The organism is Halomonas sp. M20 (assembly GCF_020622265.1).
Taxonomy (GTDB): domain Bacteria; phylum Pseudomonadota; class Gammaproteobacteria; order Pseudomonadales; family Halomonadaceae; genus Modicisalibacter.
The window spans coordinates 117,338-132,495 of sequence record NZ_JACNMQ010000005.1; the positions used below are offsets into that span (position 1 = coordinate 117,338).

15 protein-coding genes are annotated in these 15,158 nt (G+C 58.9%); 6 read left to right on the forward strand and 9 right to left on the reverse strand.

The genetic code is table 11. The features are described from left to right. Positions 1 to 10: 10 nt before the first annotated feature. Complete coding sequence (epmB, locus tag H7850_RS13695) at positions 11 to 1,060, reverse strand: EF-P beta-lysylation protein EpmB (RefSeq protein ID WP_227370151.1); 1,050 nt, start codon at positions 1,058 to 1,060, stop codon at positions 11 to 13. 73 nt (positions 1,061 to 1,133) lie between these two features. Between epmB and efp the strand changes: the two genes are divergently transcribed. Together efp and epmA are read left to right on the forward strand one after the other, a co-directional pair. Further along, on the forward strand, positions 1,134 to 1,700 hold the full coding sequence (efp, locus tag H7850_RS13700; RefSeq protein ID WP_227370152.1) for an elongation factor P: 567 nt from the start codon (positions 1,134 to 1,136) through the stop codon (positions 1,698 to 1,700). Between the two features lie 179 nt (positions 1,701 to 1,879). Then, positions 1,880 to 2,854, forward strand: coding sequence for an EF-P lysine aminoacylase EpmA (epmA, locus tag H7850_RS13705; RefSeq protein ID WP_227370153.1), 975 nt, complete (start codon positions 1,880 to 1,882; stop codon positions 2,852 to 2,854). Between the two features lie 8 nt (positions 2,855 to 2,862). Here epmA and H7850_RS13710 read toward each other — a convergent pair whose 3' ends face one another. The 7 genes from H7850_RS13710 to rsgA all read right to left on the reverse strand — a co-directional run bounded on the left by H7850_RS13710 (position 2,863) and on the right by rsgA (position 9,504). Then, complete coding sequence (locus H7850_RS13710) at positions 2,863 to 3,708, reverse strand: metal ABC transporter permease (protein WP_227370154.1); 846 nt, start codon at positions 3,706 to 3,708, stop codon at positions 2,863 to 2,865. Continuing rightward, on the reverse strand, positions 3,705 to 4,601 hold the full coding sequence (locus H7850_RS13715; protein WP_319799285.1) for a metal ABC transporter permease: 897 nt from the start codon (positions 4,599 to 4,601) through the stop codon (positions 3,705 to 3,707). The genes H7850_RS13710 and H7850_RS13715 overlap by 4 nt, the downstream gene beginning before the upstream one ends. After that, on the reverse strand, positions 4,598 to 5,551 hold the full coding sequence (locus H7850_RS13720; RefSeq protein WP_413614161.1) for a manganese/iron ABC transporter ATP-binding protein: 954 nt from the start codon (positions 5,549 to 5,551) through the stop codon (positions 4,598 to 4,600). Before H7850_RS13720 ends, H7850_RS13715 begins: the two co-directional genes overlap by 4 nt. A 34-nt stretch (positions 5,552 to 5,585) precedes the next feature. Next, on the reverse strand, positions 5,586 to 6,497 hold the full coding sequence (locus H7850_RS13725) for a metal ABC transporter substrate-binding protein (RefSeq protein WP_227370155.1): 912 nt from the start codon (positions 6,495 to 6,497) through the stop codon (positions 5,586 to 5,588). An 18-nt stretch (positions 6,498 to 6,515) separates the two neighbouring features. Next, on the reverse strand, positions 6,516 to 7,364 hold the full coding sequence (gene asd / locus H7850_RS13730) for an archaetidylserine decarboxylase (protein WP_227370156.1): 849 nt from the start codon (positions 7,362 to 7,364) through the stop codon (positions 6,516 to 6,518). Positions 7,365 to 7,594: 230 nt separating this feature from the next. Continuing rightward, positions 7,595 to 8,425, reverse strand: a complete 831-nt coding sequence (locus tag H7850_RS13735) for a sulfurtransferase (RefSeq protein ID WP_227370157.1) — start codon at positions 8,423 to 8,425, stop codon at positions 7,595 to 7,597. Positions 8,426 to 8,493: 68 nt separating this feature from the next. Next, the gene (rsgA, locus tag H7850_RS13740) at positions 8,494 to 9,504 is read right to left on the reverse strand and encodes a small ribosomal subunit biogenesis GTPase RsgA (RefSeq protein WP_227370158.1); all 1,011 of its coding nucleotides are present in this window, start codon (positions 9,502 to 9,504) and stop codon (positions 8,494 to 8,496) included. An 83-nt stretch (positions 9,505 to 9,587) separates the two neighbouring features. Between rsgA and orn the strand changes: the two genes are divergently transcribed. Further along, a complete protein-coding gene (gene orn, locus H7850_RS13745; protein ID WP_227370159.1) occupies positions 9,588 to 10,169 on the forward strand; it encodes an oligoribonuclease in 582 nt (193 codons plus the stop codon). An 18-nt stretch (positions 10,170 to 10,187) separates the two neighbouring features. Here the strand turns inward: orn and queG are convergent, their stop codons facing one another. Beyond that, the gene (queG, locus tag H7850_RS13750; protein WP_227370160.1) at positions 10,188 to 11,288 is read right to left on the reverse strand and encodes a tRNA epoxyqueuosine(34) reductase QueG; all 1,101 of its coding nucleotides are present in this window, start codon (positions 11,286 to 11,288) and stop codon (positions 10,188 to 10,190) included. Between the two features lie 207 nt (positions 11,289 to 11,495). Here queG and H7850_RS13755 point away from each other — a divergent pair, with 207 nt between their 5' ends. The 3 genes from H7850_RS13755 (at position 11,496) to H7850_RS13765 (ending at position 15,027) form a co-directional block, all read left to right on the forward strand. Then, positions 11,496 to 13,004: an NAD(P)H-hydrate dehydratase gene (locus H7850_RS13755; RefSeq protein WP_227370161.1), complete on the forward strand. Its 1,509-nt coding sequence runs from the start codon at positions 11,496 to 11,498 to the stop codon at positions 13,002 to 13,004. A gap of 3 nt (positions 13,005 to 13,007) precedes the next feature. Beyond that, a complete protein-coding gene (gene tsaE, locus H7850_RS13760; RefSeq protein WP_227370162.1) occupies positions 13,008 to 13,487 on the forward strand; it encodes a tRNA (adenosine(37)-N6)-threonylcarbamoyltransferase complex ATPase subunit type 1 TsaE in 480 nt (159 codons plus the stop codon). A 115-nt stretch (positions 13,488 to 13,602) separates the two neighbouring features. Then, positions 13,603 to 15,027, forward strand: coding sequence for an N-acetylmuramoyl-L-alanine amidase (locus tag H7850_RS13765; protein WP_227370163.1), 1,425 nt, complete (start codon positions 13,603 to 13,605; stop codon positions 15,025 to 15,027). The last annotated feature ends 131 nt before the right edge of the window (positions 15,028 to 15,158 follow it).

The following is a 15,158-nucleotide window of genomic DNA, read 5'->3' on the forward strand; positions in this document are numbered from 1 at the left end:
CCTATTAGTCTCAAGGACTGCGTAACGACAACGGCGACTTGCTCTTCTCTCCCGGAACTTCTCGCACTAGCCGTGGCATCAAGAAGCCTGCCAAGCGCTCGCGGAGTGCCTCCACCAAGATAACTGCTTCGTCGTCCGGCGCATCGAAGTGTGCAGCACCGCTCACTGGGTCGAGCACGTGCAGGTAGTAGGGCAGGATGCCAGCCTCGAATAGCCGTTCGGAAAGCGCTGCCAGGGCCTCGACACTGTCGTTCACTCCGCGTAGCAGCACGCTCTGGTTGAGCAGGGTCACGCCGATCGATTGCAGACGAGCGCAGGCTTTGATGACCGCATCGTCGATCTCGTTGGCATGGTTGATGTGCAACACCATGACTTTCTGCAGCCGGGTCGCGCCAAGCCAGTCGAGCAGGGTGCCGTCGATCCGGTCCGGGATCACAACCGGCAGACGAGTATGAATGCGCAACCGTTTGAGATGAGGTATCTCCTCCAGGCGCTTCACCAGCCAGGACAGGCGCTTGTCACTTGAAGCCAGCGGATCGCCGCCGGAGAGGATCGCTTCCTGGATAGACGTATCATTTCTCATGTAATTCAGGGCGTCGTTCCACTGTGCTCTGGACGGCGAATTCTCACCGTAGGGGAAATGACGCCGAAAACAGTAGCGGCAGTTGATGGCGCAAATAGGGCTCGCAATCAACAGAACCCGCCCGGCGTACTTATGAATCAGCCCTGGGTGGGGTGTATGCTCGGCTTCTTCCAGGGGATCGCTGACAAAACCTTGCACGGTGTCGCTTTCAGCGCTCAAGGGCAGTATCTGGCGCAGTAGCGGATCATTCGGGTCACCGGGGCGAATACGTGCAAGGTAAGCGGCGGGAACGCGTACCTCGAACAGCGCATGACCGGCCTCGGCACCCGGCAGCAGCGCTTCGTCCAGCTTCAGGCGCGAAAGAAGAACACGTGGATCGCGCAGCGCGCCACTGAGCTGCGCTTGCCAGCTCGAATCGCCCTTCTCTATGGTCGCGGGAATAACGCGCTGCAAACTGGCCGGGCTTCGGGTTATCATCTGTGCACCAAAATCGAGTTCATTTGCGCGGTACCGAACTAGCCTGCCGCGTCAAGATCATTAGCGAGGAAGCATGGCGAACTATTCTACCAACGAATTCAAGGCCGGTCTGAAGGTGATGCTGGATGGCGACCCCTGTAACATCGTCGAGAACGAATTCGTCAAACCCGGTAAGGGCCAGGCATTCAACCGGGTCAAGCTGCGCAACCTGAATACCGGGCGCGTCTGGGAGCGCACTTTCAAGTCCGGCGAATCCCTGGAAGGCGCCGATGTGCTCGATCTCGAGATGGAATATCTCTACAACGACGGCGATATGTGGTACTTCATGCGTACCGATGGCTCTTTCGAGCAGTATCCGGTCGCCAAGAAGGCGCTAGGCGATACCGAAAAATGGCTCAAGGAGCAGGTCGCTTATACCGTTACCTTGTGGAACGACAATGTCATTAGTGTGACGCCCCCCAACTTCATCGAACTCGAAGTCACCGAGACCGATCCAGGGCTGAAGGGCGATACCGCTCAGGGTGGCTCCAAGCCGGCAACGCTCTCCTCTGGGGCGGTGGTCAAGGTGCCGCTGTTCATCAACCAGGGTGAGGTGTTGAAAGTTGATACGAGGAGCGGTGAATACGTCTCTCGCGCCTAAATCCTTTCTGCGCTAGATCATGCGTCGTTGAATTCTGGCTCAGCATGCTCATTTACTAAAGTAAACTCCGCTGCTTCGCCAAAATTCGCCTTCCCTGATCTTCGCTCGAAGCAGGATTTTCAGCATATTGAAACGCCGAGCTTAGCGCTCGGCGTTTTTTTGCTAGATTGGAACTTCTAATGGATGAAATCAACTGGCAGCCCACCGCCACTATCGAGTCGCTGCGCGAGCGGGCGCGTTGTATCGCCGATATTCGCAATTTCTTCGCCGAGCGCGGTGTATTGGAAGTGGAAACCCCGGTGCTTGGGCATGGCGGTAGCACCGACCTGCATCTCGATTCGCTATCGTTGACCGCCAATACACCGGCAGGTCGTGAACCACTGTGGCTGCAGACCTCCCCGGAGTTCCACATGAAGCGCCTGCTGGCAGCCGGCAGCGGGCCGATCTTCCAGCTGGCGCGCAGCTTTCGCGACGGCGAGATGGGGCGGCGACACAATATCGAGTTCACCATGCTCGAGTGGTATCGACCGGGATTCTCGCTGGAGGATCTTATCGACGAAACCGAGGCGCTGATTCATCTGCTGCTGCCTTACGCGGGGTCCAGACGATTAAGGCGCTATCGAGAGCTGTTTTGCGACCCTCTGGGAGTAGATCCTTTCACCGCGCCGCTGAGTGAACTGCAACGCCTAGCGAGCGAGAAAGGCGCTCTGGATATGATGGGTAGCCCCCGCGACGACTGCCTGGACTTGCTGATGAGCCAGGTCATCGAGCCGACTTTGGGGCAGGGGGTCATCGACGTGGTAATCGACTACCCGGCCAGTCAGGCAGCGCTGGCGCGCAAGCATCGCGATTCCGAGGACGGCACCGAGGTGGCGGCGCGCTTCGAGGTCTATGTGCAAGGCCTGGAACTGGCCAACGGCTATGACGAACTCACGGATGCCGATGAACAGGCCCGGCGTTTCACCGCGGACAACATCGAGCGTGAGAATATGGGCAAACCACTCGTCGATGTCGATGAGCGGCTGGTGGCTGCGTTAAACGCCGGTATGCCGGATGCAAGTGGTGTGGCGTTGGGCGTCGACCGGCTGATTCAATTGGCGTTGGGTAAGCAGCGCGTGGCGGAGGTCATGGCGTTCGCCACGCCGGTCGCCTGAAAAGAACGCTAGCGAGCTGTGAGGCGTCGTGAACTCCTGCGAGTGACCCCCAAGCGATAGATGAACGCCAGGATGAACAGCCCCGTCAGGATCAATACGATCGTCGGCGCAGGGGCGCTGTCGAGAAAGAAGCTCGCATAGGTGCCCGCGAGCATCGAGATCGTGCAAATTATCACGGAAACAACCAGCATGGGGCCAAAGCTGCGCACGACCAGAAACGCGATGGCACCGGGTGTGACGAGCAGCGCCACGGCGAGAATCAGGCCTACGGAACTCAGGGTGGCCACGATGGTCAGCGAAAGGCTCGCCAGCAGGCCGTAATGTAAGAGCTTGGTGTTGAGTCCTACCGCCTGGGCCTGGGCTGGATCGAAGGCGTGCAACAACAGGTCCTTCCACTTCAACAGTAAAAGCCCCGAGACAATGACGGCAATCAGGCCGGAGGTCCAGAGATCCCGGCTGCCGACACCAAGCATGTTACCGAACAGGACATGATCGAGGTGTTCGTTGGTATGGATTGAGGTGTACATGACGATGCCCAGTCCGAACATGCCGGAAAACACCACCCCCATGACCGTGTCCTGTTTGATACGGCTGTTGTGAGACAAGTATCCGGTGGCGAGGGCGCACGCCATGCCGGCGACGAAAGCACCGATGATCAGCGGTAGTCCAAGAATCCAGGCCAGCACGATGCCCGGAAGCGTGGCATGGCTGACCGCGTCGCCCATCAGCGCCCAGCCCTTGAGTACCAGAAAGCAAGACAGCAGGGCCGTGGGCGGCGCGACCAACAGCACGATCCAGAAGGCGTTCTGCATGAAGGGAAACTGAAAGGGCATCAGTAACGCATCGAGGGTCATCGGTGGGTTTCCCTGACGGAGGCCGACTCGGCGTCAAATGACGGCTCCAACGCCTTGGCTGCCTTGCGTCTGGCAGCGAGCAGACCATGCTTCGGTGCGAAGACGAACGCAACGAGGAAGATAAGGGTTTGCAGGATGACGATGATGCCCCCGGTTGCCCCATCGAGGAAATAGCTTGCATAGGCCCCGACGAAGCTGGTCGCGGTGCCGATCAACACTGAAAGCGCAATGAGACGAGGGAAGCGGTCGCACAGCAGATAGGCCGTGGCGCCTGGGGTTACCACCATGGCAATGACGAGAAAGGCGCCAACGGTGATCATTGCCGCCACGATAGCCGCGGAGAGCAGGGCGAAGAAGATCACTCGCAGCATGTCCGGGCGCAGACCGATGGAGCGCGCGTGGTTCTCATCGAAGAACACCACCATCAGATCCTTCCATTTGGCCAGCAGAACCGCCAGGCAGACGAAGCCGATGATGGCGAGCTGTAGGGTATCTTCCGGGGTGATGGCCAGGATATTGCCCATGATGATCGTCTGGATACTGACCGCCATCGGGTCTAGGGAGATCATGAACAGCCCCAACCCAAAGAACGATGTGTAGATGATGCCTATGATGACATCGATCTTGAGCCCCGAGCGTCCGGACAAGAACAGCATCGCCCCTGCCGCGAGACCACCGGCAATGAAGGCGCCGAGTGCAAAGGGCAGACCGAAGATATAGGCGCCTGCGACGCCGGGTACCACGGAATGCGACAGCGCGTCACCGATCAGCGACCAGCCCTTGAGCATGAGATAGGATGAAAGAAAGGCGCAGACCCCGCCAACGAGAGCGGACACCCACATGGCATTGTTCATGTAGCCATAATTGAACGGTTCGAGCAGAGTGTCGATCACGACTTGTCTGCCTTGCTGCTCTCATCGGGAAGAGAGCCTTGTCTGGCCGTGCTGGGTATCGTCTTAATGCTGCTCTTTGGGTCGCGGCTATCGCCGTATTGCACGAAGGGACGCTCGTCGTCGGTGATGATACGCACTTCTCGCGGGTCGTCGTCATCGTGCAGATCGGTGCCGCCGAGAGTGAAGTGACGCAGTACACCGCCAAAGGCAAGCTCGAGGTTCTCTCGGGTAAAGGTGGTTTCCGTGGGGCCAGAGGCCAGTACCGTGCCCTTGACTAGAACGGTGCGGTCACAGAAATCCGATACGGAACCCAGGTTGTGGGTCGATACCAGCATCACCCGGCCCTCGTCGCGTAGCTCCCGCAGCAGTGCCACGATCTGATCTTCCGTTTTCACATCGACGCCGGTGAAGGGTTCGTCAAGCAGGATCACGCGCCCTTCCTGGGCAAGTGCCCGGGCCAGAAAAACCCGCTTGCGCTGCCCTCCGGAAAGCTCGCCGATCTGGCGCTGGCTAAAGTCGCTCATGTTCACGCGCTCGAGAGCTTTATCGACGGCAGCATGATCGGCCCGCCGGGGACGGCGCAGAAAGCCCATGTGGCCGTAGCGGCCCATCATCACCACATCTTCGACGAGTACCGGAAACGCCCAGTCGACCTCCTCGGATTGCGGCACGTAGGCAACGAGATTCTCTCGCAGGGCGTCCTTTACCGTTCGATCGAGTAAGCGGATGTCACCTCTTGCCAAAGGCAAGAACCCCATGATCGCCTTGAACAGCGTCGACTTGCCCGCGCCGTTGACACCCACCAGAGCCGTGATGGTGCCGCGCGGAATCTCGAAGCTAGCGTTATGTAATGCAGTATGTCCATTGCGGTAGGTGACTGTCACATCCTGTGCCAGGATGCCTCCGCTGCTGTCTTCAGACTGAATCTGCGTTTGCTTCGATGCGTGCAAAAACGGGGTCTCCTATCGTAGCTACCTGTTATAACTACCGATTCATGTTTTTCTTCAATCCGTCCGCGACTGTCTGGGATGTGACGCGTAATAGATCGATATAAGTCGGTACCGGGCCACCGGGCTTACTGAGACTGTCCACATAAAGCACACCGCCATAGGCAGCACCGGTTTCCCGCGCCACCTGCTTGGCCGGGGAGGTGTTGACGGTGCTTTCGCAGAACACGACGGGAATATTGTTTTCCACCACGCCGTCGATGACGCTGCGTACCTGCTGAGGTGTGCCGATCTGATCCGCGTTCATCGGCCAGAGATAGAGTTCCTTCATATCAAAATCCCGAGCCAGGTAGCTGAAGGCGCCTTCGCAGGTAACGAGCCAGCGTTTGTCTTCCGGTATCCGAGCGATTTGCCTGCGCAAGGGTTCGATCGTGCTACGAATCTCGTTTTTGTAAGCGTCGGCATTGTCTCTATAGGCCTCCGCATTATCCGGGTCGTACTTTGCAAACGCCGCGGCGATGTTGTCGACGTAGACCATGGCGTTATCGAGACCCATCCAGGCATGCGGATTGGCCTGACCTTCATAGGCGCCTTGGGTAATCGAAATCGATTCAATGCCCTCAGTCAAGGTTACCGAGGGCATGTCGCCAAGATTGGTCAGAAACTGCTCGAACCATAGCTCGAGATTCAGCCCGTTCCATAGGATCAGGTCCGCTCCGTGAGCGCGAACGATATCCTGAGGAGTCGGTTCGTAGCCGTGAATTTCTGCCCCGGGTTTGGTGATCGACACCACTTCCGCGCGATCGCCCGCCACGTTTTGCGCCATTTCAGCCAATACGGTGAAGGTGGTCACCACCTTCAACTTGTCGTCAGCGGCGTTAGCATTTCCAGTCACTGCAATGAAGAGTATTGCTACCGCACATGCTGTCTTCAAGCGTCTGATCGGCATTTAATGAGTCCTTTCTAGCTAGCTGCGGCTGATAAAATCGCCTAGTGTCTTGCCCATGCGCATCGGGCTTTCATCCACACCCAGCCCTTCACGAAAGGCGACCCTGTCGGAGAAGCACAGAATGACCGTGGAACCGAGCTTGAAACGGCCCATCTCCGCACCCTTGGCAAGCTCGATGGGCGTATCGAAGCGGGTCGTCTGAATCTGCTTCGACAAGGGCGTGATCTGACCTGCCCAGACCGTTTCGATGGCTGCAACGATCATGGCGCCTACCAGTACCATGGCCATGGGGCCGCGATCGGTATCGAACATGCAGACCAGGCGCTCGTTGCGGGCAAACAGCCCCGATACCTGATCTGCGGTAGCCAGGTTGACCGAGAAAAGACGCCCCGGCACATAGATCATTTCCCGCAGGGTGCCGGTCACCGGCATGTGTACCCGGTGGTAGTCCTTGGGGGAAAGATAGACCGTGGCAAAACTTCCCTGTTGGAACGGTGCGGCACGCTGATCGTCGCCGCCAAGCAGCGAGGCTACGGAATAGGTCTGGCCCTTTGCCTGAATCAGCGTGCCATTCTCGACGTCCCCGAACTGGGACAGAAAGCCATCCGCGGGAGAGACGATACCATCGCCGATGGGGCGCGCATCGCTTTTAAGCGCTCGGGTAAAGAAGTCGTTGAAGCAGGCGTAGGCGGTAGGGTCAGGTTGTTGTGCCTCCCCCATGTCGACCCCATAAGTGCTGATGAAGCGCTTGATCATCATGTTCTTCAACCACGGAGTGCGGGAGTCCGCCAGTGTGCCCGCCAGGCGCGAGATCAAGTGATGGGGCAGGGGGTATTGAATGAGAGAAAAGAGTTTGTCTTGAGTCACAAGTATCGGTTTCCAGTCTTTGTAGGCTGCTGCTGGCTGCAGCGTTTAGAGCGACATTAGCAAGTACGCTGACATTCAGATGGCGGCGCGTGGCGATCGACAGGGATGTCGATCGAGGCGTGGCAAGAGGGATCTTGTTCCACGCCGACACGCAAGCCGGCATCTGCAATGTCAGGGTTTCGTTCTTGCGCGTCGCGATGAACGTCTGCAGGCAAGCATGTTCCTCAGGATTACTTCTCGATCGGGGTGTCGTCGCGATTGCCCCACTCCTGCCAGGAGCCCGCATAACCGCGAATCTTCTCGAACCCCAGAGCCTTGCCCACCAGCCAGGTGAAGCCACTACGATGATGGCTCTGGCAATGCGTGACGACTTCCATGTCCGGGGTCAATCCTTGGGCCTCTAGGGTCGTCACCAGTTCCGCATAGTCGCGAATGCGCAGGTTACGTTCCGGGTCCATGGCCTCGGTCCACTCCATATTGACCGCGCCGGGAATATGGCCGAGATGCTTGTTCTGACCTTTTTCGCCGCGATACTCCTGAGGCGCACGCGCGTCCCAGATGGCGAATCCTTTATCGCTCAAACGTTCGACCAGCTCATCCCGTTCGATCATGACCCCGGGATTGAGAATTTCCGCTTGATAGTCGCTGGGTTTGGGTTGTGAGGCCTCCGTCGATTCGGGCTGATCATCCGCGCGCCAGGCGTGGATGCCGCCATTGAGATAGGAGTAGCGAGTGTGCCCGATCAGCTCCAGCGTCCAGAGCAGTCGGCCTGCCCAGCCACCGCCTTCGTCGTCGTAGGCCACCACGTGGGTGTCACGGGTCAGCCCCAAAGACGAGAACAGCTCGGAAAGGGCTTCGTCGCCGGGTACATCGTTGGGAACGTCGCCCTGACCCAGCATCAATCGGCGATGATCGAGAAAAATGGCGCCGGGCACATGGCCCGTTTTGTAGCTTTCTGCCTTGAGTGGCACATCGATGATCAACAGCTGGGGGTCGTCCAGATGTTCAGCGAGTTGCTCCGGCTCGACGATCAGCGGTAACAGGTTCGTTTCGGAACGCATGACGCTCACTCCTTGCTCAAGCGGGGATGCTTAGATGATGACATAGCTTTACGTCTCCCGGCGACCAATTAGCGCGACTTGAGGCTCTCGAGAATGCGGCGATAGCTGGCGAAGCGCTGCCGGGAAACGTCGCCACGCTCCACCGCATCGATCAGGGCGCAGCCGGGCTCGTTGCGATGGCGGCAGTCGCGGAAACGACAGTGGCCGAGCAGATCGCGAAATTCGATGAAGCCCTCGGCGACCTGCTGCTCATCGAGGTGCACGAGCCCGAATTCACGAATACCCGGTGAATCGATCAGCTCGCCGCCGCCGGGAAGGGCGTAAAGACGCGCGGTGGTGGTGGTATGGGTACCTTTGCGGGAATCTTCCGAAAGCGCGCCGATACGCAAGGCTTCGTCCGGCAGCAGACGATCGATAAGCGACGATTTGCCCACACCGCTTTGTCCGACGAATACCGAGGTGCGATCCGTGAGCCGTTCATGCAGGGCATCCAGACCATCGTCGCGCTGAGTTGTGGCCCGCACCACCGTATAACCCAAACGTTCGTAATGGGTGAGCAGGGCGCCGAGCTCGCCGCCATCTTCCGGTAGCAGATCAGTCTTGTTGAGTACCAGAACCGGCGTGATGCCGGTAGCCTCGGCGGCCACCAGATAGCGGTCGATGAGATTGGCAAAGGGCGCCGGCTCGACGGCGAAGACGATGAGGATCTGATCGATGTTGGCGGCGACGGGCTTGAGCTGATGATAAGGGTCCGGACGTTCTAGCACGTTGTCCCGGGAATCCCGGGCGACGATGACGCCACTGCCATCCTGGGCCTCGCGCCAGATGACCCGATCCCCGGTAACCAGACTCTCGAGATTGGCCCGCACATGGCAGCGATGCAGGGTGGCATCCGCGGACTGAACGTCCAGAGTGCGGCCGAAATGGGCGATCACCCGTCCGGCCACTTCAGGGCCGTACTCGCCGGCTTCCAGGGACTCGGTCTCCCGCACGGCCTGTTTACTGGCCCGGGCAGTGCGTTCAGCCTGTATCTTCTCGATTCGCCAGCGCTGCTGACGCGATAACTTGCGTTTGCTCATGTAACCTCTGCTGGGCGTACAATGGCTCATTCTAATCGTCGAATCGGGTTCTCGCCTTAACTACTTCCACACGGAGCCACTACATGTTTGAACACGCCATCACCCCGCGCAAGGATCTGCTGGTCTGGATCGATCTGGAAATGACCGGCCTCGATCCCAACAAGGAGCGCATCATCGAGGTGGCGACACTGATTACGGACAACGATCTCAAACTGATCGCGGAAGGACCGGTGATTGCCGTCAAGCAGCCGGATAGCCTGCTTGAGGCCATGGACAGCTGGAATACCAAGACCCACGGCGAGTCCGGGCTGGTGGCGCGAGTCAAGGCCAGCGAAAGCGATACCGCCGACGCGCAGCGCAAGACGCTTGAATTCTTGAAGGCCTACGTCGTGCCCGGCAGCTCACCGGTCTGCGGTAACAGCGTGCATCAGGATCGGCGGTTTCTCGAACGTGAAATGCCGGAATTGCAGGATTTCTTTCACTATCGCAACCTGGATGTCTCCACGGTCAAGGAGCTGGCCAAGCGCTGGAATCCACAGGCATTGAAAGGCTTCGAGAAGCGTAACACCCACAAGGCCCTGGACGACATTCACGAATCCGTGGATGAGTTGGCGCACTATCGCAAGACGTTCTTGCGACTGGAAACCAGCGCAAAAGACGAATAGACAGACATCGGTACGACGTCAGACTGCGGTGATGACCTCTCTGGATTTTTCGTGCTGGCGCTCAAGGGCCCAGCGCACGTGTTCGCGCACCAGATCGGACGGGTAGGCCAGCCGTGCGCGCAGCGCGGCTTCCACTGCTTGGCTCCAGGGCGCATTGCCGAGCCCCACTGCAAGATTGCGCAGCCAGCGCTCATAGCCGATACGCCGAATGGCACTGCCTTCGGTCTTGCTTAAAAATTCCTCTTCGCTCCAGGTGAACAGGCGCACCAGCTCCGCCCGGTCGAGATCGTGACGCGGCGCGAAATCTTCTTCCCGGCTTACCCGGGTAAATCGGGTGAACGGGCAGACCAGCTGGCAGTCGTCGCAGCCGTAGACCCGATTGCCGATGGCCTCGCGAAACTCTTCCGGGATACTGCCGTGAAGCTCGATGGTCAGGTAAGAGATACAGCGCCTTGAATCCACGATCTTGTCATCGACGATGGCGCCGGTGGGGCAAGCGATCCGGCACTGGGAGCACTTACCGCAGTGCTCGCTCTCGAACGGGGCATCGATGGGCAGCGGCAGGTCGGTATAGAGTTCGCCGAGAAAGAACAGCGATCCGGCCTTGGGGTTTAACAGCATGGCATTCTTGCCGAACCAGCCAAGCCCGGCCTTTTGCGCCAGGGCGCGCTCCATGACCGGAGCGGAATCGACGAAGGCGCGATAGCCAAAAGGGCCGACTTCCTCCTCGATGGTCTTGGCCAGGGTGGCCAGGCGCTTGCGCATCAGCTTGTGATAGTCCCGTCCAAGCGCATAGCGCGAGACATAGGCCTTGTTCGGTTGGCCCAGAACGCGGGTGGTTTCCACTTCCGGTGGCAAATAGTCCATGCGTACGCTGATCACTCGCAGCGTTTTCGGCACCAGCTCCTGGGGTCGGGTGCGCTTGGTGCCGTGCTTGGCCATGAAGCCCATTTCACCCTGATGGCCGGCGGCAATCCAGCGCTCGAGGTAGCGTTCGTGGTTCTCGAGATCGGTGTCGGTAATACCGACCTGCTGAAACCCCAGCTCCCGGCCCCAGTGCTTGATACGCTGGGCGAGGGCATGAAAATCAGTATCGAGGGGGGTGTAGTGATAGGCCATGAGCGTATAAAAAGTGGCAAGCGCGAGCGTGGAAAAACGATGGAAGCGAAAGCGAATCAGGCCGATGCGATACGATGCACACTACACTAATACGCATTGTCCGTCAGTCTGTTCAAGTACCGACATGAGTCGGTTTTTACTGAAAAACGCTCGTAAAGGCCGTTACCATCATGGCGTGGAATGGACATATCTCAAAAGGACGCCAACATGTCGCGGCATTACGAACATCCGCTTTACCTTGCGGAGCAGGTACGCGAGATCGATCGACGCACGATCGCAGCCGACAGGGAAAAGGGTCTTGATGGTTTCGATCTGATGCAGCTTGCCGCCAGGGCGGCCTATGATGAGATTCGTCTGCGCTGGCCAGGCGTGCAGCGCCTGTGCGTGCTGTGTGGCGCCGGGAACAATGCCGGAGACGGCTATGTAATGGCGGCATTGGCGGCCCAGGGTGGACTCTCGGTGCAACTGGTTGCCCTTCGTGACCCTCGGGAGCTCAAGGGCGACGCGGCGCGCGCCGCCGAAATGGCCGAGTCAGCCGGTGTCGATGCAGTTCCATGGCAAGAGAATATAGCGCTCGAGGGCGATGTCATCGTCGACGCACTATTGGGCACCGGGGTCGGCGGTGAGGTACGCGAGCCATACACGGCAGCGATCGAAACGATCAACGCAAGCGATCTGCCGGTGCTGGCCATCGATATTCCGTCCGGGCTCGCCGCGGATACCGGTGCGGTGCTGGGCTGCGCGGTAGTCGCGGACGTCACGGTGACCTTCATCGCCGACAAGCTGGGTCTTCATACGGGTCAAGCCGCCAATCATGCGGGCAACGTGGTGTTCCGCCCGCTGGATATCGAGGCACAGATGCATCAGGACCTGCCCCCGGTGGCGGAGTTGCTGAAAATATCAGTGATCGCAAAGGCGCTCCCCCCCCGAAGGCGGGGCAGCCACAAGGGCAATTTCGGTCATGTGCTGGTCATTGGCGGCGCACCCGGATTCGGTGGCGCGGCGCTTCTGGCAAGTGAAGCAGCAGCGCGCCTGGGGGCGGGCAAGATCAGCCTGGCAACGGCGCCGGAGCATGTCGGGGCAAGCCTGATACGCACCCCGGAGATCATGGCCCGGGGTGTGCGTGGCGTAAGCGACGTGAAACCCCTGCTCGAAGACGCTAGCGTGATCGTGATCGGGCCCGGGCTGGGTCAGGGCGCCTGGGGCCAGGGCATGCTGCAAGCTGCCCTGGCCTCAGACAAGCCGTTGGTAGTGGATGCGGACGGTTTGAATCTGCTGGCCACGCACTGGCCCGAGGAAAAACGTGACGACTGGGTGCTGACGCCGCATCCCGGCGAGGCGGCGCGGCTTCTCGATAGCAGTGCAAAGAAAATAGAGGCGGATCGTCTGTCGGCAATCCGGGCGCTGCAACGAAAGCGCGGCGGCACGATCCTGCTCAAGGGCGCCGGCACCCTGGTGGCAGGCCCGGATAGAGTAGCGGTCTGCCCTTATGGCAACCCTGGCATGGCCAGCGGTGGCATGGGGGATGTTCTGTCCGGCATGCTAGGCGCACTCATTGCCCAGGGGCTCGAGATAGAGCAGGCCGCGCAAGTGGGTGTCATCCTGCATGCACTGGCAGCGGATCATGCCGCTTTCGATGCGGGTGAACGTGGCCTGCTGGCAGGCGATCTGGCATCCTATGGACGTTTTCTGGCGAATCCCGGTATGACCGACTGAACAATGAACGCCTCTTATATTCTGCACGACGAAACTGAACAGATCGCCTTTGGCAAGGCATTGGGCCAGGCATTGGAAGGGCGTGGGCAGGTACATCTTCAGGGTGAGCTGGGAGCAGGCAAGACCACTCTGGCTCGGGGGGTATTGCGCGCCTACGGGCATCAAGGAGCGGTCAAGAGTCCGACCTACACCCTGGTGGAGCCGTATCAGCTTGGATCAATTCAGGTAAATCATTTCGATCTGTATCGTCTTGGAGATCCGGAAGAGCTCGAGTTCATCGGCGCTCGAGATCTATTCGAGGATAACAGCCTGAATTTGATCGAATGGCCCGTGCGTGGTCAAGGTTGGCTGCCGGCTGCCGATCTTGTCATTGTATTGTGTGTCATCGATGCTGGGCGCGAGGCTCGATTGACGGCGAACTCGCCCCTCGGTGAAAACGTTCTTGCACGGCTCGATGCGCTCGTTCCGGCGCAGTCGTGTTAGCGCGCTTGTTCTACATGCAAGCTATAGAAAGGACCCGCAACACTTCATGAAATGGTTGAACAAGATTCGTCACCGGTGTTATTCAAGCGCTCGGTCGCGCTCGAAGCGATCGGGCATGCTACTGCTGTCGGCGTTGCTGACGATTTCGCCTTTATCGGCGCTTGCGAGTGATGTGGATAATCTGCGTATCTGGGCGGCTCCGGATCACGCGCGTCTGGTCTTCGATCTGTCCGGCGCGACGAAGGCCAATGTTTTCTCCTTGAACAATCCGAGTCGTCTGGTCATCGACCTTGACGACAGTCAGCTGCAGCTGGATACCTCGCGCCTGGATCTGAGCGGAAGCGCCATCAGCGGCATTCGAACCGGCAAGCGTAATGGCGACGATCTACGAGTGGTACTGGATCTCAGCCGTGAGGTTGATCCCAAGCACTTCACCCTGGCGCCCAATGACACCTATGGTCACCGTCTGGTTGTCGATCTCGAATACCCGGGCGCGAGCGCGATACAAAATCCCATCGATCCTATCGAAGCCAAGATTCGCGAGCAGGAGATTGCAACGGATCGTGCCCTGGCGGAAGCCCAGGCAAGCGGTGATCGCGATGCACAGGCAACGTTGGTAGCGCAGGAAAAGGCGATGCCACATCCCAAGCGGGACATCATCATTGCCGTGGATGCTGGGCACGGTGGCGAAGATCCCGGCGCCATAGGGCCTCGAGGCACTCGCGAGAAAGATATAGTGCTGGCTATCGCTCGCCAACTCGAGAAGATCATTTCCAGTACGCCCGGCTTCAAGGCGGTGATGATTCGCGACGGCGACTACTATGTTGGCTTGCGCCAGCGCACTCTGTTGGCTCGGGACCAGAAAGCGGATTTCTTCGTTTCCGTTCACGCAGATGCGTTCAAGAGCCCGCGCCCCAACGGTAGTTCGGTGTTCGCCCTGTCGCAGAGTGGCGCGACCTCGGAGACCGCCAAATGGCTGGCGGTCAGTGAGAATCGGTCTGACCTGATCGGCGGCGTCGACGGCAATCTGGATCTGACTGACAAGGACAAGGTGCTGCGCGGTGTGCTGCTCGATCTGACCATGACCGCGACCCTCAATGACTCCCTGGCAGTCGGCGGTCAGGTGCTCGATCAGCTGGGCCAGATCAACAATCTGCATAAGCCCCGGGTCGAGCAGGCGGGATTCGCCGTACTCAAGTCGCCGGACATACCCTCACTGCTAATCGAGACGGGATTCATTTCCAATCCCGATGAAGAAGGGCGCCTGCGCAGTTCGAACTACCAGCGCACACTAGCCAAGGCCATTTTTGCCGGCATTAATGCGCATTTCAGGCGTAACCCGCCACCGGCCAGTATGTTGGCTTGGCAGCGGGATCGTCAGCGCGGCGGTGAAACCAACGAGTATCGTATCCAGCCCGGAGACACCCTGTCCGAGATCGCCTCGCAGCATTCGGTGCCGGTGCAGAGTCTAAGACAAGCCAATGAGTTGAACGGCGACGTGATTCGGGTAGGACAGGTGTTGCATATTCCCCGAGGCTGATTCATTTCCCTAATATAGTCAGGGGGGGGTTACAAAACAGGCGAACGAAGACAAGACAAGGCGAAATTGAACGAAAAAGCGCAGTTTACTGGAGTAAATGAGCATTTTAAGGTCAATTTCAACGCCGTATT

What these genes read in the sequence shown, in the direction of transcription:
- epmB (WP_227370151.1), bottom strand. Translation starts at nt 1,060, where the DNA reads ATGATAACCCGAAGCCCGGCCAGTTTGCAGCGCGTTATTCCCGCGACC.
- efp (WP_227370152.1), top strand. Translation starts at nt 1,134, where the DNA reads ATGGCGAACTATTCTACCAACGAATTCAAGGCCGGTCTGAAGGTGATG.
- epmA (WP_227370153.1), top strand. Translation starts at nt 1,880, where the DNA reads ATGGATGAAATCAACTGGCAGCCCACCGCCACTATCGAGTCGCTGCGC.
- H7850_RS13710 (WP_227370154.1), bottom strand. Translation starts at nt 3,708, where the DNA reads ATGACCCTCGATGCGTTACTGATGCCCTTTCAGTTTCCCTTCATGCAG.
- H7850_RS13725 (WP_227370155.1), bottom strand. Translation starts at nt 6,497, where the DNA reads ATGCCGATCAGACGCTTGAAGACAGCATGTGCGGTAGCAATACTCTTC.
- H7850_RS13735 (WP_227370157.1), bottom strand. Translation starts at nt 8,425, where the DNA reads ATGCGTTCCGAAACGAACCTGTTACCGCTGATCGTCGAGCCGGAGCAA.
- rsgA (WP_227370158.1), bottom strand. Translation starts at nt 9,504, where the DNA reads ATGAGCAAACGCAAGTTATCGCGTCAGCAGCGCTGGCGAATCGAGAAG.
- orn (WP_227370159.1), top strand. Translation starts at nt 9,588, where the DNA reads ATGTTTGAACACGCCATCACCCCGCGCAAGGATCTGCTGGTCTGGATC.
- queG (WP_227370160.1), bottom strand. Translation starts at nt 11,288, where the DNA reads ATGGCCTATCACTACACCCCCCTCGATACTGATTTTCATGCCCTCGCC.
- H7850_RS13755 (WP_227370161.1), top strand. Translation starts at nt 11,496, where the DNA reads ATGTCGCGGCATTACGAACATCCGCTTTACCTTGCGGAGCAGGTACGC.
- tsaE (WP_227370162.1), top strand. Translation starts at nt 13,008, where the DNA reads ATGAACGCCTCTTATATTCTGCACGACGAAACTGAACAGATCGCCTTT.
- H7850_RS13765 (WP_227370163.1), top strand. Translation starts at nt 13,603, where the DNA reads ATGCTACTGCTGTCGGCGTTGCTGACGATTTCGCCTTTATCGGCGCTT.